The sequence below is a fragment of the Herbaspirillum sp. GCM10030257 genome (assembly GCF_042666555.1).
Classification (GTDB): Bacteria; Pseudomonadota; Gammaproteobacteria; order Burkholderiales; family Burkholderiaceae_D; genus Noviherbaspirillum.
In genome coordinates, this window is the sequence record NZ_JBHTDH010000037.1 from 1 (window position 1) to 24,394 (window position 24,394).

General features: G+C 54.9%; 26 protein-coding genes. 16 read left to right on the forward strand and 10 right to left on the reverse strand.

Going from position 1 to position 24,394, the window contains the following annotated elements:
• Together ACFQUU_RS26275 and ACFQUU_RS26280 are read right to left on the reverse strand one after the other, a co-directional pair.
• The coding region (locus tag ACFQUU_RS26275; protein WP_382251117.1) for a transposase at positions 1-182 on the reverse strand (182 nt) is incomplete at its 3' end.
• 190 nt (positions 183-372) lie between these two features.
• Positions 373-624: a XylR N-terminal domain-containing protein gene (locus ACFQUU_RS26280; protein ID WP_382251176.1), complete on the reverse strand. Its 252-nt coding sequence runs from the start codon at positions 622-624 to the stop codon at positions 373-375.
• A 702-nt stretch (positions 625-1,326) separates the two neighbouring features.
• Between ACFQUU_RS26280 and ACFQUU_RS26285 the strand changes: the two genes are divergently transcribed.
• The 9 genes from ACFQUU_RS26285 to ACFQUU_RS26325 all read left to right on the forward strand — a co-directional run bounded on the left by ACFQUU_RS26285 (position 1,327) and on the right by ACFQUU_RS26325 (position 10,358).
• Positions 1,327-2,790, forward strand: coding sequence for an aldehyde dehydrogenase family protein (locus ACFQUU_RS26285; RefSeq protein ID WP_382251120.1), 1,464 nt, complete (start codon positions 1,327-1,329; stop codon positions 2,788-2,790).
• 46 nt (positions 2,791-2,836) lie between these two features.
• The gene (locus ACFQUU_RS26290) at positions 2,837-3,451 is read left to right on the forward strand and encodes a nuclear transport factor 2 family protein (protein WP_382251123.1); all 615 of its coding nucleotides are present in this window, start codon (positions 2,837-2,839) and stop codon (positions 3,449-3,451) included.
• A gap of 354 nt (positions 3,452-3,805) precedes the next feature.
• Positions 3,806-3,991 carry a pirin-like C-terminal cupin domain-containing protein gene (locus ACFQUU_RS26295; RefSeq protein ID WP_382251124.1) on the forward strand — a complete coding sequence of 62 codons (186 nt, stop codon included), beginning with the start codon at positions 3,806-3,808 and terminating at the stop codon, positions 3,989-3,991.
• 76 nt (positions 3,992-4,067) lie between these two features.
• The gene (gene ycaC, locus ACFQUU_RS26300) at positions 4,068-4,694 is read left to right on the forward strand and encodes an isochorismate family cysteine hydrolase YcaC (protein WP_382251126.1); all 627 of its coding nucleotides are present in this window, start codon (positions 4,068-4,070) and stop codon (positions 4,692-4,694) included.
• A 622-nt stretch (positions 4,695-5,316) separates the two neighbouring features.
• On the forward strand, positions 5,317-6,057 hold the full coding sequence (locus ACFQUU_RS26305; protein WP_382251129.1) for an SDR family NAD(P)-dependent oxidoreductase: 741 nt from the start codon (positions 5,317-5,319) through the stop codon (positions 6,055-6,057).
• Between the two features lie 337 nt (positions 6,058-6,394).
• Complete coding sequence (locus ACFQUU_RS26310) at positions 6,395-7,291, forward strand: LysR family transcriptional regulator (RefSeq protein WP_382251132.1); 897 nt, start codon at positions 6,395-6,397, stop codon at positions 7,289-7,291.
• Between the two features lie 929 nt (positions 7,292-8,220).
• Positions 8,221-8,793 carry a DUF308 domain-containing protein gene (locus ACFQUU_RS26315; RefSeq protein WP_382251133.1) on the forward strand — a complete coding sequence of 191 codons (573 nt, stop codon included), beginning with the start codon at positions 8,221-8,223 and terminating at the stop codon, positions 8,791-8,793.
• Positions 8,794-9,052: 259 nt separating this feature from the next.
• On the forward strand, positions 9,053-9,382 hold the full coding sequence (locus tag ACFQUU_RS26320; RefSeq protein ID WP_382251136.1) for a hypothetical protein: 330 nt from the start codon (positions 9,053-9,055) through the stop codon (positions 9,380-9,382).
• A gap of 181 nt (positions 9,383-9,563) precedes the next feature.
• On the forward strand, positions 9,564-10,358 hold the full coding sequence (locus tag ACFQUU_RS26325) for a carbon-nitrogen hydrolase family protein (protein WP_382251137.1): 795 nt from the start codon (positions 9,564-9,566) through the stop codon (positions 10,356-10,358).
• A 363-nt stretch (positions 10,359-10,721) separates the two neighbouring features.
• Here ACFQUU_RS26325 and ACFQUU_RS26330 read toward each other — a convergent pair whose 3' ends face one another.
• Genes ACFQUU_RS26330 through ACFQUU_RS26340 form a run of 3 tightly spaced genes read right to left on the reverse strand, consistent with a single transcriptional unit; the run spans position 10,722 to position 14,752 of the window.
• On the reverse strand, positions 10,722-12,362 hold the full coding sequence (locus ACFQUU_RS26330) for an MFS transporter (RefSeq protein ID WP_382251139.1): 1,641 nt from the start codon (positions 12,360-12,362) through the stop codon (positions 10,722-10,724).
• A 36-nt stretch (positions 12,363-12,398) separates the two neighbouring features.
• Positions 12,399-12,854: a DoxX family protein gene (locus tag ACFQUU_RS26335; RefSeq protein WP_382251141.1), complete on the reverse strand. Its 456-nt coding sequence runs from the start codon at positions 12,852-12,854 to the stop codon at positions 12,399-12,401.
• A gap of 35 nt (positions 12,855-12,889) precedes the next feature.
• Positions 12,890-14,752, reverse strand: coding sequence for an amidohydrolase (locus ACFQUU_RS26340; RefSeq protein WP_382251142.1), 1,863 nt, complete (start codon positions 14,750-14,752; stop codon positions 12,890-12,892).
• A gap of 325 nt (positions 14,753-15,077) precedes the next feature.
• On the opposite strand from ACFQUU_RS26340, the gene ACFQUU_RS26345 reads away from it, so the two are divergent.
• The 4 genes from ACFQUU_RS26345 (at position 15,078) to ACFQUU_RS26360 (ending at position 17,930) form a co-directional block, all read left to right on the forward strand.
• Positions 15,078-15,761 (forward strand): hydrolase, encoded by a 684-nt coding sequence (locus ACFQUU_RS26345; protein WP_382250094.1) that lies wholly within the window; start codon positions 15,078-15,080, stop codon positions 15,759-15,761.
• Positions 15,762-15,836: 75 nt separating this feature from the next.
• Positions 15,837-16,118, forward strand: a complete 282-nt coding sequence (locus ACFQUU_RS26350; RefSeq protein WP_382251143.1) for a DUF1427 family protein — start codon at positions 15,837-15,839, stop codon at positions 16,116-16,118.
• 740 nt (positions 16,119-16,858) lie between these two features.
• Entirely contained in the window at positions 16,859-17,377 is a 519-nt protein-coding gene (locus ACFQUU_RS26355; protein WP_382251145.1) for a helix-turn-helix domain-containing protein, read from the forward strand.
• The gene (locus ACFQUU_RS26360; protein ID WP_382251146.1) at positions 17,364-17,930 is read left to right on the forward strand and encodes a transposase; all 567 of its coding nucleotides are present in this window, start codon (positions 17,364-17,366) and stop codon (positions 17,928-17,930) included. Before ACFQUU_RS26355 ends, ACFQUU_RS26360 begins: the two co-directional genes overlap by 14 nt.
• 298 nt (positions 17,931-18,228) lie before the next feature.
• Here the strand turns inward: ACFQUU_RS26360 and ACFQUU_RS26365 are convergent, their stop codons facing one another.
• Positions 18,229-19,023 (reverse strand): alpha/beta fold hydrolase, encoded by a 795-nt coding sequence (locus ACFQUU_RS26365; RefSeq protein ID WP_382251178.1) that lies wholly within the window; start codon positions 19,021-19,023, stop codon positions 18,229-18,231.
• Between the two features lie 285 nt (positions 19,024-19,308).
• Here ACFQUU_RS26365 and ACFQUU_RS26370 point away from each other — a divergent pair, with 285 nt between their 5' ends.
• Positions 19,309-19,899, forward strand: coding sequence for a CGNR zinc finger domain-containing protein (locus tag ACFQUU_RS26370; protein ID WP_382251149.1), 591 nt, complete (start codon positions 19,309-19,311; stop codon positions 19,897-19,899).
• 294 nt (positions 19,900-20,193) lie between these two features.
• On the opposite strand, the gene ACFQUU_RS26375 is transcribed toward ACFQUU_RS26370, so the two are convergent.
• Positions 20,194-20,586, reverse strand: a complete 393-nt coding sequence (locus ACFQUU_RS26375) for a RidA family protein (RefSeq protein WP_382251151.1) — start codon at positions 20,584-20,586, stop codon at positions 20,194-20,196.
• Between the two features lie 113 nt (positions 20,587-20,699).
• Between ACFQUU_RS26375 and ACFQUU_RS26380 the strand changes: the two genes are divergently transcribed.
• Positions 20,700-21,626 carry a LysR substrate-binding domain-containing protein gene (locus tag ACFQUU_RS26380; RefSeq protein WP_382251153.1) on the forward strand — a complete coding sequence of 309 codons (927 nt, stop codon included), beginning with the start codon at positions 20,700-20,702 and terminating at the stop codon, positions 21,624-21,626.
• 187 nt (positions 21,627-21,813) lie between these two features.
• Here the strand turns inward: ACFQUU_RS26380 and ACFQUU_RS26385 are convergent, their stop codons facing one another.
• A complete protein-coding gene (locus ACFQUU_RS26385; RefSeq protein WP_382251154.1) occupies positions 21,814-22,707 on the reverse strand; it encodes a LysR family transcriptional regulator in 894 nt (297 codons plus the stop codon).
• An 88-nt stretch (positions 22,708-22,795) separates the two neighbouring features.
• Here ACFQUU_RS26385 and ACFQUU_RS26390 point away from each other — a divergent pair, with 88 nt between their 5' ends.
• On the forward strand, positions 22,796-23,596 hold the full coding sequence (locus ACFQUU_RS26390; RefSeq protein ID WP_382251156.1) for an NAD(P)H-dependent oxidoreductase: 801 nt from the start codon (positions 22,796-22,798) through the stop codon (positions 23,594-23,596).
• Between the two features lie 186 nt (positions 23,597-23,782).
• On the opposite strand, the gene ACFQUU_RS26395 is transcribed toward ACFQUU_RS26390, so the two are convergent.
• Together ACFQUU_RS26395 and ACFQUU_RS26400 are read right to left on the reverse strand one after the other, a co-directional pair.
• On the reverse strand, positions 23,783-23,905 hold the full coding sequence (locus ACFQUU_RS26395) for a hypothetical protein (RefSeq protein ID WP_382251181.1): 123 nt from the start codon (positions 23,903-23,905) through the stop codon (positions 23,783-23,785).
• Positions 23,906-24,076: 171 nt separating this feature from the next.
• Positions 24,077-24,316 (reverse strand): hypothetical protein, encoded by a 240-nt coding sequence (locus ACFQUU_RS26400; protein ID WP_382251158.1) that lies wholly within the window; start codon positions 24,314-24,316, stop codon positions 24,077-24,079.
• Between the last annotated feature and the right edge of the window lie 78 nt (positions 24,317-24,394).

A 24,394-nucleotide genomic window follows, 5' to 3' on the forward strand; every position in this document is an offset into this window, starting at 1 on the left:
AACCGGTCGGGAAGATCGGCCCAGCACGCCCCGGTACGCAATACCCACAAAATGCCATTGAGTACTGCCCGATCACTGTGGACTTCAGGTCGACCACGGCCATCGAGTCGCCGCGCTGTTACGGGAATCAACGGCTCCAGTAGCCCCCATTGCTCGTCGGTAAGCTCTTCTCTTCGTGACATGATGAAAAACCATACGAATCCGAAAAAAGCATCGACTACCTATTTATGGAATGAGTTCTAATAGCATATATTTTCGACGGTATCTTCAGTCGCCTTCGAGCCAGATGAATTCTCGATGGAATTCGTCCTTGTCGACGTCCATGTCGCAAAACACACGAATCACTTGTACACCGCCCTCGAGTATATGCAGCTACGGTCCTGTTGCAAACGCTTCATGAAGCGACAGATTCCCACGAATTTCCCGAGCCAGCTCGGCGTCACGCTTGCCAGAGGCAAAACCCATGCGGGTAGACATACGCCTTTTGAATTCCTGACCGACAGAAATCATCATCTCTTCGCTAAGACTGCCGAGCGAGGTCGTATGCAGCAGGAGCATGCGACTTTCGGCAAACCAGATGGAGCCGTCGTCCGGCGAGAACCGTATGAGCCGCCGCAGATCCAGATCCTGCGGAACAAATAACTGGTCTCCTAATGCGGGTCACGGATAGCAAAAAAATGTTTGTTTTGCGTTGTTGAGATGCGTTTAACCATTTCGTGAGCTCATTGGACCTCCCAAAGGAAATGTTCACCAAATGGTGAGAGCCATTTCTGAGGGCAAGCGGTGCGGCAACGCAGCAAACTACTTGGTACATATCTCCAGACTACCCTTCACCTATTGCTTCTTATGCCTTGCTGCGGTGCAGCAAGGCGGGCTTGTTTCTGGCTTAACCTGTCATTCGCGCTAACTGGTACGGCGCTTGCAATATAGGTGTGCATAAGCAAACATCGACAACATAGGAGGTAACACATGCAAGGCCGCATTACCTGCTGGAGCGAGGGTGGACGTGATCGTACTCAAGACACAGATTACACAGCCTCTGGGCCAAATACTCACCTATGTAGCGCACTTTGTCGGCAGCGCTTGGTCGGGCTTAGCCTCCCGCACCGAAGTACGCTGAGGTGAAATAGAAGTCGGAATGCGAAGCCAGTCCGCGGCACGCGTGGAAGTTTCTTTCTTGACGATACGAGCGACTAGCAGTCGGTAGCCGGCGGTATAACTACTTTGATTAGTTCAGAGTTGACAGTGTGTCTTCCATAAAGATGGTTTAGTCGTGCCGCAGCTGCATGAATAGAAAAAACCCAGTTATTGATTTTTGGAGTCAACATGAATGCACATGCATCCGCATTACCCCTTGCCCGACACTGGATCGACGGAGCCTGGCGCGATTCGACTGAGCATCGCGAAAGCGTCGACCCGGCGACCGGTGAAATTATTGGCCTATACGCATTCGGAGCTGAATACGAAGCGCGAGATGCGGTCGCTGCCGCTAAGCGCGCGTTCCACTCCAGCCAGTGGCGCCATGATCGGGCGTTGCGGATACGCGTGTTGCAAGCACTGGCCGACCGGTTCGAGGAACGGGCCGGGGAACTGGCTGCACTGCTGAGCCGTGAAAACGGGAAGGTTGCGGGCGAGGCTGCGTTTGAAGTTTCCCTGGCCGCGCCTGGCTTGCGTTACTGCGCGGCGCTGATTGCGACCGAGCATGGCCGTGCTTCTGAATGGTCGCCAGGCCGCTTCTCAATCGTCCTGCGTGAACCGATGGGTGTTGCCGGCATTAGCGTTCCGTGGAATTCCCCCGTCGGCCTAATGGTGCGTTCGCTCGCACCTGCATTGGCCGCCGGTTGTACGGCGGTTGTGCAAATGCCTGGACAGACAGCGCAGGTCAACGCACTGGTCAGCAAGGTAATCAGTGAGACGCCCGACCTGCCTATCGGTGTTGTGAACATCGTGACCGGTAGCAAGGAAGTGATCAGTTACCTCGTCGACTCGCCTGATGTGCCGACGATCAGCTTCACTGGCAGCACTGCGACCGGACGCGCCATTTCGCAGGCCGGCGCGGCACGCCTTAAACGATTCGGACTCGAATTAGGGGGCAAGACTCCGTTCATTGTATTCGACGATGCGGACCAGGAGGCCGCCTTGCCTCGCATCGAGAAAGCACTAACGACTTTCGCGGGCCAGTTCTGCATGACTGGCAGCCGTCTATTGGTCCAACGTGGTGCCGCCAATACGCTGCGGGAGCGGCTCAAGCAACGCCTGCCTCAGGTAAAAGTCGGCCCGGCATCCGATCCGTCCAGCGAGATGGGTCCACTGATTGACAAAGCAAATGTCGCGCGGATCGACCGGATCGTGGAAGCCGCTCTTGCTGCTGGCGCCACCAGCATTGTGCGCGGCGGACCGGTGCTAGACGGTCCCCTTGCACGCGGCGCCTTTTACCGTCCGACGTTACTTGAAGTGACAGATTCGAAGATGGCAATCGTGCAGGAAGAAACCTTCGGCCCTGTCCTAACCATGCAGGTGTTTGACACGGAAGCCGAAGCCATCGAGCTTGCCAACGACAGTGAGTATGGCTTGGCCGCCAGCATTTGGTCGCGCGACGTCGAACGGCCACTACGCATCGCGCGCGCCATAGAGGCGGGAACGATCTGGATCAACGACTGGGCCGTCATGCGTGATGAATTCGAGGAAGGCGGCTACAAGCAAAGTGGGCAGGGACGCCTGCGCGGCGTAGCACAACTCGACGATTTTCTTGAGCACAAACACATTGTCATGCAATCAGGTGTGGTCTGACTTTGTTCAAATTAAGTTTTTATTATCATTAACGAAAGGAATGAAAATGAATGAGCGCATTGCCATGAGTACCGCAAATTACACGCGGCGTATATTTACTGCAACTGTGTTGTCGGCCTGTGCATGCGCGCTGCTCGGCCCGGCCTCCGCATCGGCGCAGGAGTCGAACAAAAGCCCCGCGCACCGTGAACCAATCGATGTCGTTAAGGAGTTTCTTGAAAACACCACACCGGACAAAGTTGACGCAGCGGCTAAACGTCTAGTAGCTCCAGACGCGACATATATTTCGCTGAACTTCGACAATCCGGAGTTAAAGAAAATCGAACCGTGGGCAGGTACGTCGAAAGGGCCGGAAGCTTTCAGCACCACATTCGCAAATGTGGCCAAATACTGGAAGATTGAGGACTTCAAGGTCACGGACATGTTCGGTTCGGGTGATAACGTTGCCGTTTTCGGGACGTTCACTTATCGCTCGGTGGCGGTCGGAACGTCCTTTCGTTCGCCCTTCTCAATCCACGCAAAAGTCAAGAACAGTAAGATCGAGTACTTTCAGTTCATGGAGGACACCTACGCCTCAGCTGCATCCTTCAGACAGAGCGGTAGTTGGAAGGTGAAGACAGATCCGAAGGCACCTGCGTTTGAAGTAGGCAAGGGCAAGTAACAAGTTTAAGTAGCGCTTGGAATGCAATGAGCCGTTTGCGCACCGTATGCACACATGGCTCATCCCAATTAGAGTCGCTCCACTATCGGCTACCTTAAACCTGTAGTTTAGGACTCATCAATTTTTCAAAACTGAAGCGTAGCATCCAGTACTGAGAACCAAAGGCATCTTCTTAACTGCCTTTTCGAAAATTGTGCGAAGAAACAGTAGTTTAGTAAATTGACCTGCTATAAGGGCAAGCTGGCGACGCTGTTGATAAAGAACGGCCGTATCGCCGCGATCGTCGTAGTGCTTTGGGCGCTGAAGATTGGCTATGCAAAAATCGTCTGCGCTCAACAATAGGTTCAGGCCGGGGTGAACGGAAAAGGACCGCTGTTCCAGGCTAAAGCCGATCCCATCGTCCTTGTTCTGAACGACGAGCTGATCAACAAGCGCATCGTCGTATTAGGACCATTCGTCATGACCAGCGAGGAAGAGATTCATCAATCTATGCAGGATTTGAAGAACGGTACCTTTTGCGGAATCTCTCCAGCTCGTTAATTGCAATTTCAACATTACAGGTTTCACTCCGCGCATCCGCTGGAAGCGCATTATCCACTCTACTTAGGAGCTTACTATGGCTACGTCTTATAAACGCTTGGACAAGAACAACGCAGCGGTGTTGCTGGTCGATCACCAGGCAGGCCTATTGTCGCTCGTGCGTGACATCGAGCCAGACAGATTTAAGAACAACGTACTTGCCCTAGCGGACTTGGCGAAGTACTTCAAATTACCGACGATCCTCACTACGAGCTTCGAGACTGGACCAAACGGACCGCTGGTGCCGGAATTGAAACAAATGTTTCCGGACGCACCGTATATAGCCAGGCCTGGCCAGATCAACGCCTGGGACAACGAGGACTTCGTCGAAGCCGTCAAGGCGACTGGTAAGAAGCAGCTCATCATCGCAGGCGTCGTAACAGAAGTCTGTGTTGCCTTTCCGGCATTGTCGGCGCTCGCAGAGGGATTTGAGGTGTTCGTCGTGACAGACGCCTCTGGTACTTTCAACGAAATAACGCGTAACGCAGCATGGGAACGAATGTCGTACGCAGGTGTACAACTTATGAGCTGGTTTGGTCTGGCCGGAGAACTACACCGAGATTGGCGCAACGATATTGAAGGGTTGGCCACCCTGTTCTCGAATCATATTCCTGACTATCGCAATCTAATGACCAGCTATAACTTGCACATTTCGGCAAAATAACGCTGGGCCGGAGGGCCGGAAGCACGTGGTCCTCCGCATACGGGATGATAAAAATCGCTAGCCGCTATTGAATGTGGAAACGGAGGTCGCCCACATTCGCTTCGACTTGGCACCGCAAGGCGCATACAGAAGCCCTGATGAAACTTGGCCCCCTACGATTGAAGTAGTCCTTGACTCCATTCCTTTAGGCCTATCGGCATGTATTGCGCCCACGATGGTAAAAAGGTAAGAACATACTCAAGTCAGGCGTTTGTTCTAGTTGAAGCAATGGTGAAAATGACTATGTCAAAGACAACAAATATTGTATCGAACGGCGCTCTAGCTGATGTAACTCTGCACCATAAGGCAATAGAAGTCTCCAAGCTGACACAGGCAAATTAGATTGCGTTTGACGGGACTGCCTCTTGCTATGGCAAAAAAGTTACTTTATTGGATGTTACAAAGGAGTGACTAGAGGTCTTATAACTCCCTGAGTTGGTGTTCGATACTTTGCAACACAGTTTGCCTATTTCGAGGGCTATGAGAAGCTTTTCTGGAACGCTAAGATTCATTGCAAACGCGGATCAGCATCATTCTCGATAGAGGTCCGCAGATCGACAACCGAAGCATAAAGGAGTTAGAAGTGATTAATCTGAATGGAAAGCGTGCCTTAGTGACAGGGGGCTCTCGGGGAATCGGGGCTGCAATTGCATTCGCGTTAGCGGAGAACGGTGCTGATGTCGCGTTCACCTATCGGCACTCAGCTGGAAAAGCTGAAAAGATTGCAAGTACTATTGAAGGTTTAGGGCGCCGGGCGGTCGCTATTCAAGCCGATAGCGCTAAACCGGACGACATCACGCGGTCGGTTAACGAGGCTGTTTCCGCACTTGGTGGACTCGACATTCTTGTCAATAGCGCAGCGGTCGCCCTTAGCGGTATGATCGCCGATCTCGACGTCGGAGAATATCAAGCGATGATGGATGTCAATGTGCGAGGACCGGTCTTGTATGCGAAAGCAGTCATTCCGCATCTTGATACAGGCGGCCGCATCATCTCGATTGGATCCGGCTTGGCGGAACGAGTACCATTTCCGGGTGTAACAGCCTACGCAATGTCCAAGTCGGCGCTTCTCTCGTTTACCCGTGGTCTTTCGCGTGAACTCGGCCCGAAAGGAATCACCGTGAACCTCGTGCTGCCTGGTTCAACCGATACGGATGCTAATCCTGCGGATGGTCCTGGTGCCGATTTCCAGCGAAGTATGTCATCTTTGGGGCGTTTCGGCGAGCCAAAGGAGGTAGCGAATGCGGTAGTCTTTCTTGCTAGTCCGGCTGCAAGCATTATAACCGGCGCCGTTCTGGCCGCCGATGGGGGAGCGATTGCCTAACTATCCGCGAAAATCACTGGATTCGTTGCGATCGGGCCGAGTATCACTCTTGGCTCTTGCGGACATCTATAGTTTTGTGAGCGCAGTGAGAGATGAATGCGTTGGCGAAATGAACACGGCCGGACAATGGAGCTTACCAAGATACCGCAATTAGATTCGTAGCATCTACATATCAACGACTCCATGAAGGTCATCGGTCAGATGTTCACAAGCGACATCTGCACGTTTCTCGGATCGGTACTGATAGGCGAGCACGGTGTGGCCATGTTCTCTTTCTATTTGTTTACGGTAGGGCTAGATTTTTGTTGCACAATGCAAAAAGGGGAGGAATGCAAAATTGAATGTCGAAGAGCTCCAAACCTTTGTTGAGGTAGCTGATGCCGGCGGCGTCACGCCCGCTGCGCATCGTCTAGGCTTCGCCAAATCCGTCGTAAGCCGTAGGCTTTTGAAGCTAGAAGCCGACCTTGGCGTTCAGCTTCTAGCAAGGACGACTCGTGGTGCAGCGCTGACTGAAGCAGGTGCAGCATTTAGAGAATACGCTGCGCGGATCCTAGCTGAAGTCGATGCAGCCAGGGAGACTTTACTCCCAACTGGAGCGCTCCGTGGTCGCTTTCGAATCGCAGCGCCAGTCTCATACGGCCCGACACATTTTGCCCCAGTGATTGCAGAAATGGCCCGACGCTATCCCCTTCTGCGTATTCATACCAGCTACAGTGATCGCATAGTCGACCTAATTGGCGAAGGGTATGACTGCGCAATTCGAGTTGGCCATCTTCAAAATTCCAATCTAATAGCAAAGCGTGTCGGAAGCATCTATGGCAAGCTTGTGGCGAGTCCAGAATATATCAAAGCCTATGGTGCGCCTGAAAAACCTGATGACCTTCTCAATCACCAATCTCTTATGCAGGGGACGGAAAGCTGGAGATTCTTGGATGGTGAGAAACCAATCATCGTACGTCCCCAGGGAAACTTTAAGGCCGATAACCCTACTGCACTTCTCGCTGCTGCCGTTGCAGGGCTTGGCCTAGGATATCTTTCTGATAGCGTCACTGACGAGTATTTGCTATCCGGTGCACTCGTGCCGGTGATGGACAGATATCCTCCACAACCGGCGGGCATTTATGTTGTTCGTCCGCCAAGTCAATATCGAACGCGTAAAATTAGCGTTTTGACTGACATTTTAATTGCCCGTTTTGGCAACAACGTGGCAGGTGGAGCACAGGACATAACTTGATTTAGTCGATCGATGTACTATTCCCGCTGCAATGACGCGCCTAACTATTTGATAAGGCGCTTCAAGGATAGGTCTATTTGGCCGCTTCAGGAATTTCCTGATCAGCCGGGTGCTCAAGCCCTATGCTTTTTTGCATACGGATCATCTACCGTTTAATGTTGACTCACTGCTTTCGCGACACAGCATTGATCTGCTGGACGGCAAATAGCGCGCGTAAGCTTGGGCTGCTATGCAGAGTAATTTGCGTTTCATTTATACTATCAGCGGATACCTTACTGCGGCGCTTATTTGTGGGTAGTAAAGGACAGGCATGATGGAGATTATCCGTACTAATTGTATATTCCGGAGAGCGAGGTATGTGCGGATAGGTCCATAAGCCGCCTTCTGGGTGGCATCTGAAGAGTGGCGAGCAGCACGTGCGGTCTATTGGCGTTCACCTGGACAAGGTCGCTCTGTTATAGGGACGTACGAGCTTTGACGGTATGACTGCGACAAAGCCTAGAGCTCCGTCGCTACATTGATACGCGAGAGCTTACGAGTAAGTTTCTTTGCGTCGTGATATGGACTAAAACACGAGATGTCATCTTTCATTATGCTGCGACACTAGAGGAATCATCTTTTGTAGTACTTGCTTCCGGTAGCTTACGGTCTCAATGGATTGTGATATCTACGTACCATTATCACCAACGAACGAAACGACACAGGTCTGATTCGATTCCGTAGTGGACCGCTCCAACGGTGTGTCAAGTTTCAGCTTTGCTAAGAAAGGGCCATGTCCGGCGTGCGTGTTCATTCCGTCGACTGTCTCAAAACCCCGTGGCGCGGAGATGCCGAGTATTCACGAAATCTCTGGTATGGATTCTAAAGGGGAATTTTCTTCAAACAAAGCAATTGACGCTGTGACCTAAGCACATTCGAAACAGAGAACGATGAAAATGCCGACCTATATCTCTGATAACGTTACTCACGTGCGTTGGTTGATCATGTATAGCTATGCTCGTGCAGCATTTGCTTTGTTATGGGCAATCACTGCTTTCAAGGCCGCACAACATTCAGACGCCATCAGCACCGTCTTGCTCGTGTGCTATCCTCTTTGGGACGCCTTCGCGAATGCAGCTGATGGAGCACGCAGCGGTGGACTCCGCGAGAACAAGACTCAGGCCATCAATGTTATTGTCAGTCTTCCGGCAGCAGTGACAGTAGCAGTAGCACTGCCGAATATGAATCAGACTATTGCCATCTTCGGTGTCTGGGCGATTCTTTCCGGACTACTCCAGCTTGCTACGGCATTACGCCGTTGGTGGGAATACAGCGCTCAATGGCCGATGGCGTTGAGCGGTGCGCAGCCAACGCTTGCTGGAACATTATTTGTCTTTCTGTCTGGCGCACCTGGGGAGATGACGATCGACGTCATAGCAGCTTATGCCGGGTTTGGTGCATTCTACTTCCTCGTGTCCGCACTATTGTTAAGCTCGAGTGCATCCCCTCGAGATAGCATGTAGACGGAGCTTGTTATGCCTGTCATGTAATATGCGGACCGGCTCAGCAATAGTCAAGCAGAGCGGCTGGTTGGGGTATGTAGGATTGTTCCTAACGCTTTGTTGTTTCTGGTAGCGCTATCTGGCTAAAGATTGGGGTTCCTGTGCCGCAGGCAAGGACGAGCCTATGATGCTGGATTTGGTTACCGCTCCTAGTGAAGTGTTGTCCCCAGAGTTTGCAGAAGCATTCCTTAGGCCCTACAAAGTCCGGGATTAGCGGTCCGTGACGGAGATTGATGAGAATGGGAGCAACTGCTATGCACCTGTTATAAATCTTGCTGGAGACTGGAGCGTAGTATTTGTGGCGCTCAAGAACTATGAATTTATGGAGTTAGCGTTGCGAACCTTTCTAAAAGCTTTGGAACCGGAGCCCATGCGGTACACCGCTGATGTGTTGTCATCGTTGACTCAATCGCGGCATCTCGACAACGATCCGAAAGGCCGTGACGGCTTTGCGGTTTTCCCCGTGTCACGCAGCGCATTGCAGGCCTTCACTCTAGGGCGATGGCACCAGCATAACGACCTATGCCGAACCAGTGTTTTTACCAATTGAAGCTTTCGATCAAATGGGCGGCGGTGGGGGGCGTTGCATACTTACCGAAATCCTTCTGCCGCCTTCGATTTCTCACCCAGTATCTCAGATAAGTTGCCGCGACGGCACGTGGTGTATAACTTACTCTACGCTGAACTGACTCAGGAAACTAAAGCGAGTCTCCAATCTGAATGGAATGTACATGACTACTATTAATGTCGGATTTGTCCAATGGCCGGAAAACCTACAGGTTAACAGCGAGGCATGGGACCGCATCGCCGTTGACGTGTCGACGGCGCGGCCCGACGTGCTCATTACCAACGAGATGCCCTTTGGACCCTGGATCGCATGTACACCAGATTTCGATAGGTCCGTTGCTGAAAAGAGCATTCTTGCGCATATCGAAGGAATTGAGGCATTATCTGAACTCAATTTACCTCTCATCATTTCGTCGCGGCCCGTATGGGCTGGTGACCGCCTGGCGAACGAAGCATTCATGGTACAAGGCACTAGCTATTCCCGGCTTCACCAGAAGCACTTCTTTCCTCAGGAGCTTGGCTGGCATGAAGCGTCCTGGTTCCGCACTGAACATGAAGGGTTCGACACAGTACAAGCATCAGGCGCCACGTTGGGAGTTCTGCTCTGCACCGAACTAATGTTCAACGAGCGAGCACGGCAGTATGGAAGAGCCAATGCCGACCTGATTGCCGTACCACGCGCCACAGGCCGAGCGACTGCTTCGTGGCGCACGGCATGCGCCATGGCAGCCATCGTATCGGGCAGCTACGTAGTGAGTTCCAACCGGGTTGGCAGCTCCGAAGGCACACCGTTTTTTGGCGGACAAGGTTTCGCATTTGCTCCCGATGGAACACTCATCGCTGAAACCTCCGAAAAGCATCCCCTTGTCTGTTTCGAGATGGACGTCAAAATCTCGAGTCAACAGAAGAAGGAATATCCTTGCTATGTTCTCGAGACGGTCAATCGCGTTCAAAGTTGACTTGTTTCCGAAAATAGTACGAGAGTCAACGCAAAGGGACTGCATATTATCGCATCCGTTTGGACGTTCTATGCCTTAACCCTTAACCTTGCGTCTCAACGAGATGGAGAGGGTCTCAGTGACCATAGATTGACTAGAGTCTTCTACCGCGGCTTCCACATCAATGTGGGAATAGCCGCACGCAACGCTACTCTTAGTGCCCATCGGGTCGTTGCCTTCGCTCTTCATAGTCTTGGCATACAGGAGTAAGTAACCTCCGACATTAGGTTGCATGCGTTGTTGCGCCATGTCTAGAAATGGATGGCTGTATGGAGACTACGGTTCCCGCTGAATAGGCCGCTTTCGGCCTGTCCTGCGGATGCATCAGCTCGGCGCAATCAGATGCCTTACGACGGGTGGGGTAGCGCCGCGGTGGAATGCATGGACTCGGTCCTTGAGCATCTGGTCGTTGACGGTATGGCGTTCATGCTGGCGCAAGTGTTCCAGCCAGGATTCAACGACAAAGACTTCCACATGGCGCGTCGGATGTTCAATGTCTTCATAGACGGCCCAGGACAGCGCGCCGCTGCGCCTGCGCACGCGCCGCATTTCCTGTATGGCGGCGCGGAATCCGGCCAGTTCCGCCGGGTCGACTTCATACTCGATGCTAATCATCACCGGCCCGCGATCATGCACCATATTGGTATCGGAAAGCGAAACCAGCTGCGCGGGGCTGAGGTCGAGCGCCGGGGAAGTGTCCAGGCGCCAGCGCCGTACCGCCGCGGAAGCAGCCGCCATGCCGACGGCGGCGATAAGAAAGGTGCTGGTGAGGCCCAGCATGGAAGCCGTCTGACCCCAGACCGCGCTTCCCACGGTCATGGAGCCGTAGAAGACGGTCAGGTAGGCGGCAAGCGCGCGCGCCTTGACCCAGTTGGCCGTGCTGCGCTGGGCGCCGACGTTCAGCGTCGACAGGACCGCGATCCAGGAGGCGCCGGCCACCAGGAGGATGGCCGCGAGCAGCCAGAAGTGACGGACATAGGCCAGTGCCAGCATGGTCAGCGCGAATGCCAGACTGGACAGCACGACCAGCCTGTCGGCACCCAGCGCCGCCCGGACCTTGGGCAGCAGCAGGGCACCGCCCACCGCTCCCAAACCGATGCTGGTCAGCAGGACGCCGTAGCCGCCCGGTCCCGCGCCCAGTTCCTGCCGGGCCACCAGCGGCAGCAGAGCCCAGCCTGCGCTTCCGAATAGGAAGAATGCGACCGAGCGCGCCAGCACGATGCGCAGCAGCGGCGCGGACTGCACATAGCGCACCCCGGTTCGGATGGCGGGAAGAAAGTGTTCCGGCGGCAGTCGTCCGGGCGCCTGTGCCGGCTTCCATCGATACAGCACGACCATGACGCCAATCACGGAAACCGCATTGATCAGGAACACAGCGGCCGGTCCGGCGAAGGACAGCATAAGGCCGCCGAGGGCCGGACCGATGGCCCTGCTGATGTTGATGCCCAACGAATTGAGCGCTACCGCCTGAGGGAGGTCGGAACGGGGAACGAGGCTGGGCACGATCGCCTGGAAGGCAGGCGCGCTCATCGCCGCCCCCATGCTGAGCAGGAATGTGGCGCCGAGCAACACGGCTGGCGTCACCATGCCCGCCAGCGCCAGCGCACCGAGTGCCGAGGCGGTGATCAGCATCCATACTTGGGCGAACAGCATGTATCTGCGGCGGTCGACGATATCTGCCAGAACGCCGGACGGCAGGGCGAAGAGAAACATTGGCAGGCTGCCGGCGGCCTGCACCAGAGCGATCATCAATGGATTGGGATTGAGCGTGGTCATCATCCAGCTTGCGCCGACGTCGTTCATCCACGTGCCAATGTTGGAGGCGACGGTCGCGATCCAGACCATGCGAAATATCGGCTGGCGCAGCGGACTCCACGGGGACGTGCCACTGCCCGCCTTTATATCGCCCTGGGTCTGGCTAGTAAATTCGGTTGAAGCGGTCTGGGTCTCTGCAGCTTGCTTCATATGGCACCTGTCTGAAAGTGTGAACACCTGCCTGCGTCAGGTGTCCTGTCGCCGGACTGCTTGGTAGGTGTCGTTGGAAAGAGGAAGTTGAAGGCGCCAGCGCCCCGGGCCGCATAGCGCGATCGCCGTGAAGATGATGAGGAGCAGCCAGCCGAACTGGCCTTCGGCGATCGACCATCCGGGATGCACGGCAAACATGGCGACGAGAAGAACCGCAATGATGGGAAGGCATGCCAGCCGGGTCAGGATGCCGGCGGCGATGAAGAGCGGGCAGACCAATTCGGCTAACAGCGCGCTCCATAGGCTGATGTGCGGCCCGAGTCCGAAAGGATCTTCGATGACAGCCAGTTCCGACGCATAGTTCGCCATCTTTGGCCATCCATGGACATAAGCCAGCATGAAGCTGCCGGTCAGACGCAGAAAGAGCAGGCCGGCGTTGAGCGGGAAATCTGCTTGCAAGGGGCATGAGGTTCTGGATGCGTTTGCTTTCATGGAGTCAGTCCAGTGCGGGGGGCGATCCCATTCGGTCAGAAGGAAAAGCAGCTGCAGCCGAGCGCGCCCCAGAAGCCGCCAAAGTTCGCTGCCGGCACGGACGAGCGGCGCGCCTTGTCGTGAGCATGCCCGTGGACGCCACAGGCGCCGGCGCATGCATGCGGGAGCATCGCAGGCGCGCCGGCCTTCGCCGGGCGGTAATGGCCAGGGACGGTGTTGACCGGCGACCATTCCGGCAGGACCGGAATCGGGGCCGGCCCGTGCGACGAGAATTCTTTATCCGCATGTACCACCTTGCCGCCGACGACGGTAAGAACCGACTCCAGCGATTTAATGTCTTCCTGGGGAATGGAAAAGAAATCGGCGGACAGTACAGCGAGATCGGCCAGCTGCCCGGCTTGGATGCGTCCCTTCTTGTCCTGCTCGCCGGAGAACCAGGCGCTCCCGGCAGTCCATAATTCCAGCGCGGTGTCCCGCGACAGCACGCCGTCCGCGTCGTAGAGGCGGGTGCCCCCCACCGTGCATCCCGACACCAGCCAGTAGAGCGCGGTCCAGGGGTTGTAGCTGGCCACGCGCGTGGCATCGGTGCCGCCGCCGACCGGGACTTCCATCTCCAGCATTCGCGCCACCGGTGGAGTATGGCGCGCCGCTTCATAGCCGTAGCGGTCGATGAAGTATTCGCCCTGGAAGGCCATCCGATGCTGGATCGCGATGCCGCCCCCGAGCGCGCGCACGCGTTCGATGTTTCTTACAGAAATGGTTTCCGCGTGATCGAACATCCAGTGCAAGCCGTTGAAGGGCGTATCGCGGTTGACCTTTTCGAAAACGTCGAGCATGCGGCCGATGGATTCGTCGTAGGTCGCGTGCAGGCGAAATGGCCAGCGCTGCTCGACCAGGTGCCTGACCACGCGTTCTAGTTCGGCTTCCATATCAGGCGCGAGCTCCGGGCGAGGTTTGAGGAAGTCTTCAAAGTCAGCGGCGGAAAAGACCAGCATTTCGCCGGCGCCGTTGTGACGGAAGTAGTCGTCTCCCTGGCCGGGCGACACCATCTTCGTCCAGTTCTGGAAGTCTTCCAGCTCCGCCCCCTTGCGTTGGGTGAACAAGTTGTAGGCGATGCGCACGGTCAGCTGGCCTTCCCGGGCGAGTTGGTCCACGATCGCATAATCGTCGGGATAGTTCTGGAAACCACCGCCGGCATCAATCACGCTGGTGACGCCTAGCCGGTTCAGCTCACGCATGAACTGCCTGGTCGAGTTAACCTGATGCTCCCTGGGCAGAGCAGGGCCCTTGGCCAGCGTCGCGTAAAGGATCATGGCATTTGGCCGCGCGATCAGCATGCCGGTGGGATTGCCGGCGCTATCGCGCTGAATTTCGCCGCCGGGCGGGTTCGGCGTATCGCGCGTGTAGCCAACCGCGCGCAGCGCTGCGGCATTGAGCAGGGCGCGGTCATAGAGATGTAGAACGAACACCGGCGTATCCGGAGCCGCGTCGTTGATTTCTTCCAGCGTCGGCATGCGGCGCTCCGCGAACTGGAATTCCGTCCAGCCTCCCACTACGCGGACCCATTGCGGATGCGGCGTCCGTTGCGCCTGCTTCCTGAGCATGCGCAGCGCATCGGCCAGCGAGGGAACGCCTTCCCAGCGCAGTTCGAGGTTATAGTTCAGCCCGCCGCGGATCAGGTGGATGTGCGAGTCATTGAGGCCTGGAATGACAGTACGCCCGCCGAGGTCGATCACAATGGAGTCAGCCGTCTTGCGGCGAAGGACGGCTTCCGTGTCGCCGACCTCGACAAATCTGCCGCCGCTGATGGCAGCGGCGCTGGCGACTGGTTGCTGCCGGTTGATGGTATGGAACTTGCCATTTACTAGGATGAGATAGGATTTTGAAGAGGTTTGCACGAGTTGGCTCCTATCTATGGGCGGTTCAGACAGCGAAATAGTCTGTGCATTTTGCTAAGAGAATGCGGTTGCGTCTACTACACTTAAGGGTAATATCATTCTCGCTTTCGGTGGCCTAATATGGGCTCCGATCCCGAACTCTGGCCATCGTCAGCCGCCAGAGTCTAGGTCAACTGGCATGCCTGGCCACTCCCTGCCGGTCTGGCGGCATTCACCCAACTTCCGAATCATGCTGCGCACGATATCGAGAGGCGGGCGAGGCGATGCGCTGGCAAGGGGCGTCTGCGCATGAAATAGCCCATCTTAAATTACTGAAGAGCCGAAAATGACAAATCCGAAACTAGAAGTTCTCACTCCGCAGAACAGCCAGATCATCTTCATCGATCACCAGCCCCAGATGGCCTTCGGCGTCCAGTCCATCGACCGCCAGGTGCTTAAGAACAATACGGTCGCGCTGGCCAAAGCCGCAAAGATCTTTGGCATCCCTACCACCATCACTACCGTCGAAACCCAAAGCTTTTCCGGGCATACTTATCCCGAACTGTTGGACGTTTTCCCAGAACTGCCGTTGCTGGAGCGCACGTCGATGAATTCCTGGGACGATCAGAAGGTGCGCGACGCACTCGCCGCCAATGGCCGCAAGAAAGTCATCGTCTCTGGACTGTGGACCGAAGTGTGTAATAACACCTTCGCACTGTGCGCGATGGCCGAAGGCGGCTATGAGATCTACATGGTTGCCGATGCCTCCGGCGGCACTTCCAAGGAAGCGCACGACTATGCGATGCAGAGAATGATCCAAGCCGGCGTCGTGCCGATGACCTGGCAGCAGGTGTTGCTCGAATGGCAGCGCGATTGGGCTCACCGCGAGACGTACGACGCCGTCATGAATGTCGTCAGGGAGCATTCCGGCGCCTACGGCATGGGCGTCGATTATGCCTACACTATGGTGCACAAGGCGCAGCCGCGTTCCTCAAGCCACGAAACGCTGGCTCCGGTACCGGCCCGCTGATCGCTAGCCCCGCAACGGCCACCGAGATACCGATGTGCGCGGCGGCCGTGCACACACCTTCATCCAGGAGTGCATATGAGGTTATATCTAGTTTCCTTACTAATGGGATTGCTGGCCGGAGTGCTCTATTCAGTACTCAATGTGCGTTCACCCGCGCCTCCGGTCATCGCCTTGCTTGGACTACTCGGCATGCTTGTCGGCGAACAGATCGTGCCGACTGCGAAGCGCTTGGCTTCTGGCGAACCAGTAACAATGTCCTGGTTCCGTGCCGAGTGCGTGCCCAAGATCATGGGCGCTACGCCTAGCAAGCCCGAGTCTGCAGATGGAGGTTCAGGGTCGATGCAGCGTGATTCCTGACACCGGCCTTGCTAATTCGAGTCCTTTCCACCGGCATATCTTCAATGTATGCCGTCGCGGCCCCTTGGCGGCCACATCTTTCCCGTTACAATAGGGAATCATGGCGTGTTGCCTCGCAACATATGCGCAGGTGTGCAGCAAGTCCCAATGCGGCAGCCAGAGCGGTATTGCCCTCGTCGACGATGAATGCCGGTCTTAAGAAGATTAAGTAACTTGCTGGAAGCCGAGGGTTACCTGACCGACGGCTTTCCTTCTGGCGAATCCTTTCTTGCATTTACTAGTGCGGTAGGTTCGACTTCTCGATCTTAGACGATAAGTTAGGCGGTGTGATCGCTTCTAAGTGCTGCGGCGCCCTACGGAGCCTTACAGTAAAAGCAGCCGCCGAAGCCGCGCCGCCTCCTAGCACAGAGCGCTGCGACATATCGTACCCTTCGGTATCCATAATCACACCTCATTATCATCAAGTCGCTTGAATCTCTACAGGCAAGTACGTTGGCCTACCGGTACGAGGTTGTATTACATCGAGTATGCGCAGTATGAGCCGGACATTCGCATGATGCACGATTGCCTCGTCTGGGCATTCAATTATCCGCCGTTTAGAATTTCGCAGATCGCGTCGGAGTGCATCGAGAAGAGCTTCCCTCTCGTGCGGAAACAGGTCGCTGATGTTCATATCTAAGCAGATAGTCGAATGATTTTTGACAGTTGTCGTCTAATGGTGAGTACAGGAGGGGCTTGCCATGGACGGATTACGGTTGGGCAAGGCGGCGTATCGGCGGTTATCAGCAACGTTGCACCAAACGCATGATGTGCGGGTGTACAAGCGCACGCTTGCCGTGCTGGAATGTGAGCGCGGCAAAGGTGTCACGGAAGTGGCGCGTTCACTGCAAGTGACACGGCAGAGCGTGCATAACTGGGTGAGTCGCTACCGCCGGCAGGGCGATGTGGCCGCACTGGCGGATGCGCCGAAGTCGGGGCGGCCGCGCAAAGCCGATGACGCGGCCGAGGCGCTGCTGCAAGCGCTGATGCGCATCCCGCCAGAGCGCTACGGCTATCATGCAACGCATTGGACTGTTCCATTGTTGCAGGATCAAGTGCGCCAGCATCTGGGCCGACAGTGCAGCGAGGTGACCATCCGGCGTTGCCTGCATCGCCTGGGGTATGTCTGGAAGCGGCCACGCTATGTGCTGGAGCCAGATCCGCAAAGAGAAAAAAAAGCGTCAACTCCGGCGAGTCCTGAGAAGATTGCCAAAGCGTAGCGTCGTACTGATCGAGGACGAAACGGATCTCTTGTTGTTTCCGCCGTTGCGCGCGATGTGGTCGCCTCGCGGCGTACCGGCGCAGGTCATGCTCAGCGGCTGGAATGCCAAACGGGTAGTGTTTGGCTGCATGAATCTGGTGACAGGGCATCGCGTGTTTCTGGTCCGGCGGCGGCAACAGGCGCCAGACTTTCAGGCATTCTTGCGTCTGGTGCGGCGCCAGTATCGTGGCTGGCAGGTGACGATGGTGCTCGATAGCCACAAGAGTCATAACGCGCATGGTTCGCAGCTCCTGGCAGCACGCCTGGGCATCCGGCTACTGTGGTTACCCAAACGTGCACCGGAGCTCAACCCGATGGACACGTTATGGGGACAGGGCAAGGACGCGATCTGCGTCAATAAACAGTTCACCTCGATCGACGATCAAGCCGCATCATTTATTGATCACCTCAACGGGCTATCGGACCAAGCAGCACTGCAAACATCAGGCGTGCTGTCACGACGATTCTGGCTCAGGCGCGTAGCGGAAAAGAACTTTTGCTCACCTGCTTAGATCACCCACTGTACCATCATATCTAGAACAACGAAGTTGCAACAGGAATGACACATCGCGTCGGCATCCTTTTCAATCATGTGCCTCCTTAGCCTGCCCCGCACTTTTGCCGTGGCGGCGCCTGCATATGTAGAGCTCTACAGGCTGCCCGTCCGCCGCTAACCACTGCCGCAGATGTGAATTGAATCCCCTTAGATAGCATCTGCCAAAAGGTGGCCTATGTGATTGGACGGGCCGACATGACATGAAAAATTAGACCAGCCACTTGTCAGGTCGGTGACCGTGCAAAAACTGATGCTTAGCGTGAGACGCTACGGTCCAAAAACTCCAGCATCGCTGCGCCAATATCTTTGCTATGGGTTTCAATCGCGAAGTGCCCGGTGTCGAGAAAACGTACCTCGGCCATGGGGTTATCGCGCTTGAACGCTTCTGCACCGGCTGGAGTAAAGAACGGGTCATTTTTGCCCCAGATTGCCAACGTCGGAGGTTGATAGCGGCGGAAGAACTCATGTAACTGGGTGTACTGCTTGATGTTCTGACCGTAGTCAAGCAGCAGATCCATCTGTACCTCGACGCCGATCCGCTCAATTGCTTCGTAAGCGAGTTGATATGGCTCTGGGGCAATCAGCGACGTATCTTTGACGCCCTCCGTGTACTGCCACTTGATCATTTCAGCTGTGTTAAATCGCCGTAATGCTTCGCGGTTACTTGCGGTCGGCTGTGCCCATGCCTTACGCATGTCTGCCCAACCCTCGCTCAGACCTTCCTCATAGCCATTGCCGTTCTGGCTCACGATCGCTGTTATCTTGTGCGGGTTATTGACCGCAAGTCTCCAGCCGACCGGTGCGCCGTAATCAAACACATATATGGCGTAACGGTTCACGTTTTTGGCCAAAGTGAATGCGTCAATTATCGACGCCAAGTTGTCAAAATTGTAGTCAAAGTCTACACCAGGCATGACGCTGGTCTGGCCGAAGCCAGGCAGATCGGGCGCAATCACGTGATACTTCTGAGCCAGTGTCGGAATTAGCTCGCGGAACATATAAGACGATGCGGCAAAACCGTGTAACAGGAGGACAGTCGGTGCCTCCATCGACCCGGCCTCGCGATAGAAGATTTCTACGCCACCAACGGTTTCTTTACAGTAGTGGATTTGTGCAAAATACTCTGCAGTGTTGGCAGTGGAGGGTGTATCAACGGATGCGTCTGTAATAAGCCTTTTTAGCGTATTCATGTTGAGTTCTCACGGTCGAGGTGGATAATAGGGTAAATAACCTGTATACTTCGGTATTAAAGGTTACATGCGAAACAGTATGAACATGTATGTAGTAACCTGTCAACTTGTTTTTTAGTGGTTATATAGATGGAGAGTGCAACAATGCAAGTCGATAACAGCGCGAACGAGGCTCTGATGCTGGGTGACCATTTGGCGATGGACTTGCTGAATACGGAAATGCGTAATGGCGGAAAGATAATTGAATGCTGGAACACCGGTAGTGATGTGCTACGGTGGCTGGAAAGGCACGACATAATTGCTGCAGCTGCTGGCGCAACTGTTGACCATGCAGCTTTGCTTGCGCAGGGCAAGGCGTTGCGAGCGCTGGCACGCCAGTTGATCACTGAGGTTAAGAATGGGGAGGTAATCGATATCGGCCCCTTAAACCAATACCTGCTCAAGTACATCAGCGCGCCTCAACTTGAGCGTAACGGCAAAGGGCACCTGACAATGGTCCGTATTCCCCGCGGAGACACCGTAGCGTCATTGCTTGGGCCGGTTGCCGAAGCGGTGGCACAATTGTTGGCGGAATGCAACTTTGCTCTTGTTAAAAAATGTGAGCACCCGGAATGCATCTTGTGGTTCTACGACCGCACAAAGTCACACAAGCGTCGATGGTGTAGCATGGCCTTATGTGGCAATCGCCATAAGGCCGCGCAATTTAGGAAACGAAGTAGTGGCGAAGCAGTTTAGCGCGATAGTGCTTGCTACCTGGCCGATCGTACTGTCGCTTTGCTCACGCCGGAATACGCATAGCATTTCGACTCGTTCCATGCTTGATGTACCAGCCCAGTTCCACCCTGTAACGACCATAATCGCTATGGGTTACGTTGACGCCCTCGTCGACATTTGGTGATATGACCGTGATCGACCTGTCGTCTTGCTCCGAACCGTACATTTAACGACTTGATTGACCAGCGCCAGAGGCGCTGGGCTCGGAGTGCAGGTTAGACGGGATGTACATCGAAATTCCTAATATCGTCCCGGTTAAGCAGGGATACGAGCGATGACCTTGATCTCGAAATCAAAGCCTGCGAGCCAGTTGACGCCGACGGCCGTCCAGTTCGGATATGGTGCTTCCGGGAATACTTCGTTTTTAATTTTTAAGACCGTGTCGAACTGGTTCTCGGGATCCGTGTGAAAGGTTGTCACGTCAACAATATCGTCAAGTCCGCAACCTCCCGCTGACAAGGTTGCTTTAAGATTCGCAAATGCCAAACGGACTTGAGCGCCGAAGTCTGGCTCGGGCGAACCATCGCTGCGACTGCCGACTTGGCCGGAGACGAACAGAAGGTCACCTGACTTGATTGCTGCGGAGTAGCGATGTGAAGTGTAAAGGTCATGCCGGTCAGCGGGGAAAACAGGGTTACGTACGCTCATGTTAGCGCTCCTTGTGTAAGTAAGTCCAAGTACTATAGCCTCTTGATCTGTACGGATAAACCGGCAAATCGCTGCAACACTGTTTGCACAATCAATACAAAAGCGGGGGCGAGATGGATAAGTTTGAGAGCATGCGAGCATTTATCCGCGTGGTAGAGACTGGGAGCTTTACGAGAGCAGCCGCGAACCTTGGTGTGAGCCGGACCACGGTTACTCAGATGGTGCAGCAACTAGAAACGCAATTGCGCATCAAGCTGCTTAATCGCACGACGCGAAAACTAAACGTCACATCGGATGGCGCTGTGTACTATGAGCGCGTGGTACGCCTGCTGGCGGAACTGGACGACATCGAAAGCAACCTCCCGGGCGTATCAATGGCGCCTCGTGGGGTGCTGCGCGTGGACGTACCAAGTCCTTTCGCCAACATCATCCTCGTGCCGGCGCTGCCCGATTTCCACGCCCGCTTTCCCGATATCCAGCTCGACCTGGGCGCGAGCGACCGCAAGGTGGATCTGATCGGCGAGAACGTCGACTGTGTGGTGCGCGGAGGGGAAATCAAAGACAATTCCCTGGTGGCGCGCCACGTCGGAGACCTGCAATTGGGTGTGTATGCCGCACCATCCTATCTGGCCCAGGCCGGCACGCCCTTGCACCCGGATGAATTGCGGGATTCCGGTCATCGCATCGTCCAGTACCGCTGGGAAAACGGCCTGCCGTATGCAATGGTCAAGGGAGAAGAAAGAGTAAAAATTGAGGGACGCTACGTGCTAGCGATCGATGACGGCAATGCCTATTTGACCGCCGGACTGGCTGGACTGGGTGTCCTATGGCTGCCGGAATATATGGCCAGAGAACATGCTGCAAATGGCGCGTTAGTACTGTTGTTCACAGGCTGGCGGATCGATCCGATGCCGCTCTACGTGGCGTATCCGCCCACTCGCTACGTTAGCAAGCAGCTACGGGTGGTCATTGACTGGATCGTGGAACTAATGGCAAGGCATGCACCACGCGTATCTGTCGCGAAGGCCAAGCACCGTTAGCACGACAATGTTGGCACGCCCAAATTGGAATTCGTAGGCGTACAGCCGACATGCATTTTATTCGAAACAACAGAGTACGCCGTGTATGAGGTTTGCGGTGGGCGTTTCATCCACATGGCACCCATTCACGATCCTATGCTTAAATCATAGGCCAGAAGTGTCTACCGCGCTCGAGACAGTCCACGGTTCACGCAGACGTGGCGATCGTCTCCCGCAGCCATTCGTGAGCAGGATCCCGGTGGGAACGCTCATGCCAAAGCATTACCATTTCATATCGGGGAACATCCACCGGTGGTTCAATGATCTGAAGCGTTTTAGTATTGCCTACTAGGCGCGAGGGCAGCATGGCCACAAGGTCTGTACTGGCCAGGACGGACATCATAAGTAGGAAGTGTGGAACGGACAGGACCACCTTGCGCGTCAAGCCAGCTTTGGCAAGCGCATCGTCAGTTACCCCATAAAAACCGCCGCGATCCGGTGAAACGATGACGTGTTCTAGTTCGCAGAACTGGGCTAGCGTTAGTTTCGGCCGCAAGTGCGGATGGCCTATCCTGCCAGCAAGTACATAACGTTCGGCGAAAAGTGTCCGACGGCGTAGCCCGGGTGGGGAGCCTTCACCAGTATGAAAGGCAAGATCTACCTCACCTTGTTCCGCTTGCTTCGCAATGTGTGAAGGAAACAAATCGAACACTGCAAGCCGAGTCGCCGGCGCCGCCGCACGGATAGCAGCCATCGCGGGTAAAAGGATAGTCGATGCACTGGAATCAGAGGCCGCGACACGCCATGTACGATCAGACTCTGCTGGGTTAAAGGGGCTGGCTGGCGTCACGGCGCGCTCCAGTAATTCCAGCGCTTCGCGCAATGGCTGAAGCAATTCCTCAGCTCTTGCGGTCGGCTGCATCCCCCTCGGACTAGGGAGCAGCAGAGGATCCCCAAAAATCTCTCTTAGCTTAGCAAGGTGAACGCTGACAGAAGGCTGTGAATAGTTAAGGCGCCGTGCCGCACGCGTTACGCTACGTTCAGCCAAGAGCACGTCAAGGGTAACCAGCAGATTGAGGTCGAGTTTTCGCAGATTAAACATCTTAATAAAGCGTATGTGAATAATTCATTTCCAATATAACTGACCCGGACCTATTCTGTCTTCTTCTGTTCACGTTGAAAGATCAGTTATGAACGTTTTACTCGTCCATGCGCATCCAGAGTCCAAGTCCTTGAACGGTGCGCTGAAAGATTTCACAGTACAGCGGCTGCAAAGCGCTGGACACTCGGTGCAAATGTCGGATTTGTACGAAATGCAATGGAAAGCCGCTGTCGATGCCGAAGACACTACCCAACGGTTGTCCACGACACGGTTCGATGTTGCTCTCGAATCCAAGCATGCTTTCGAGAATGGCTATCAAAGTGGAGACATCACCCGTGAGCAAGAAAAGCTGCTATGGGCCGATGCAGTGATTCTACAGTTCCCTCTGTGGTGGTACTCCATGCCAGCGATTTTAAAAGGTTGGGTAGAGCGGGTATATGCATTCGGCTTCGCCTATGGTGTTGGCGAGCATTCCGATACACACTGGGGTGATCGTTTCGGTGAGGGCACGTTAGCCGGGAAGCGAGCTATGCTAATGGTAACAACAGGTGGATGGGAATCACACTACGGTCCGCGTGGAATCAATGGCCCGATTAACGACATGCTCTATCCTATCCACCACGGTATCCTGTTCTATCCAGGTTTCGACGTGATGCCACCGTTTGTGGTGTACCGGGCTGGCAGCACCGATGAGGCCAAGCTCGCTCGCATCTGTGACGAACTCGGAAAACGACTTGATACTCTCTTCAGTGCAGATCCCATCGCGTTCCGTCCCCAAAACAAGGGCGATTACGAAATTCCAGCGCTTACCTTGCGAGCCGGCATTCTCCCTGGGCAAACCGGCCTTTCGATACACGTCTCGGATCGAGAGCACGAGAATCTGAAGTAGTCTCGCGTCGACAGATGGCCATTTGGTGTACTAAGTCGAGAGGTGCAAGTCACTTAAACAACTATTAAAAGACAGTTCGAACTTAAGTCAAGCCAAGCACATGACTGCCATGTATAGATTAGTTACTGCAGGGCAGCATATGTGCGTTGCGGCCATATAGCCTCTAGAAATAAGCTGTATTAGTCGTCATAAAAATCTCATCTGTTCGCCCCGTAGCGTCCTGCGCAATACAGGTTTCTCACGTTCGTCGACGCCATGGACAGCGAATACATTCTTTGCCAAATCGATACCAATGGTCGTAATATTCATTTCGGACTCCTCGCCATTTCAGTGGTTGGTCAGCTCTTCCACTTTGGCACATTGATGCCGTCGGCACAGGAGTCCCCATATTTCCTTGCGCCCACTCAAGAAGGCGGCGTTCATACCATTTGCTCGATGTGAAGAGCGTTTGCCGCAACTGGAATGGCGTCGACGTCGTGATCAGCGAGTTTTTCGGCACCGGCCGGGTGCTGGCCGCCGAAGGCCCAGTACTTCAATCGCTTCGTTAATCTGGGCTGCGCTCGATTCATACTCTGCCAAGGGCGTATTCCCAATCGGGAAGCGCGTAGCGGCGCTGGCCACGGTCCAGTGCGCACCCGAAGTCAGATCGTTCAGTTCGTCCCACGCCACGGGCACCGAGATGCCCAGGCCAGGCCGCGCGCGTGCCGCGTCAAGACCCAAGGCTCGGGTTCCAAGCTTGCCGTTCCCAGGCTCCGTTCACCTAAACGCCATCCCGCCCCGCCCGCCTTCCACGGCGCG

Coding starts and splice junctions, on each gene's coding strand:
- ACFQUU_RS26335 (WP_382251141.1), bottom strand. CDS start 12,854: ATGAAAGCAAACGCATCCAGAACCTCATGCCCCTTGCAAGCAGATTTC.
- ACFQUU_RS26375 (WP_382251151.1), bottom strand. CDS start 20,586: ATGAGCGTACGTAACCCTGTTTTCCCCGCTGACCGGCATGACCTTTAC.
- ycaC (WP_382251126.1), top strand. CDS start 4,068: ATGGCTACGTCTTATAAACGCTTGGACAAGAACAACGCAGCGGTGTTG.
- ACFQUU_RS26385 (WP_382251154.1), bottom strand. CDS start 22,707: ATGTTTAATCTGCGAAAACTCGACCTCAATCTGCTGGTTACCCTTGAC.
- ACFQUU_RS26315 (WP_382251133.1), top strand. CDS start 8,221: ATGAAAATGCCGACCTATATCTCTGATAACGTTACTCACGTGCGTTGG.
- ACFQUU_RS26345 (WP_382250094.1), top strand. CDS start 15,078: ATGACAAATCCGAAACTAGAAGTTCTCACTCCGCAGAACAGCCAGATC.
- ACFQUU_RS26325 (WP_382251137.1), top strand. CDS start 9,564: ATGACTACTATTAATGTCGGATTTGTCCAATGGCCGGAAAACCTACAG.
- ACFQUU_RS26365 (WP_382251178.1), bottom strand. CDS start 19,023: ATGGAGGCACCGACTGTCCTCCTGTTACACGGTTTTGCCGCATCGTCT.
- ACFQUU_RS26380 (WP_382251153.1), top strand. CDS start 20,700: ATGGATAAGTTTGAGAGCATGCGAGCATTTATCCGCGTGGTAGAGACT.
- ACFQUU_RS26330 (WP_382251139.1), bottom strand. CDS start 12,362: ATGAAGCAAGCTGCAGAGACCCAGACCGCTTCAACCGAATTTACTAGC.
- ACFQUU_RS26390 (WP_382251156.1), top strand. CDS start 22,796: ATGAACGTTTTACTCGTCCATGCGCATCCAGAGTCCAAGTCCTTGAAC.
- ACFQUU_RS26290 (WP_382251123.1), top strand. CDS start 2,837: ATGAATGAGCGCATTGCCATGAGTACCGCAAATTACACGCGGCGTATA.
- ACFQUU_RS26285 (WP_382251120.1), top strand. CDS start 1,327: ATGAATGCACATGCATCCGCATTACCCCTTGCCCGACACTGGATCGAC.
- ACFQUU_RS26350 (WP_382251143.1), top strand. CDS start 15,837: ATGAGGTTATATCTAGTTTCCTTACTAATGGGATTGCTGGCCGGAGTG.
- ACFQUU_RS26395 (WP_382251181.1), bottom strand. CDS start 23,905: ATGAATATTACGACCATTGGTATCGATTTGGCAAAGAATGTATTCGCT.
- ACFQUU_RS26370 (WP_382251149.1), top strand. CDS start 19,309: ATGCAAGTCGATAACAGCGCGAACGAGGCTCTGATGCTGGGTGACCAT.
- ACFQUU_RS26355 (WP_382251145.1), top strand. CDS start 16,859: ATGGACGGATTACGGTTGGGCAAGGCGGCGTATCGGCGGTTATCAGCA.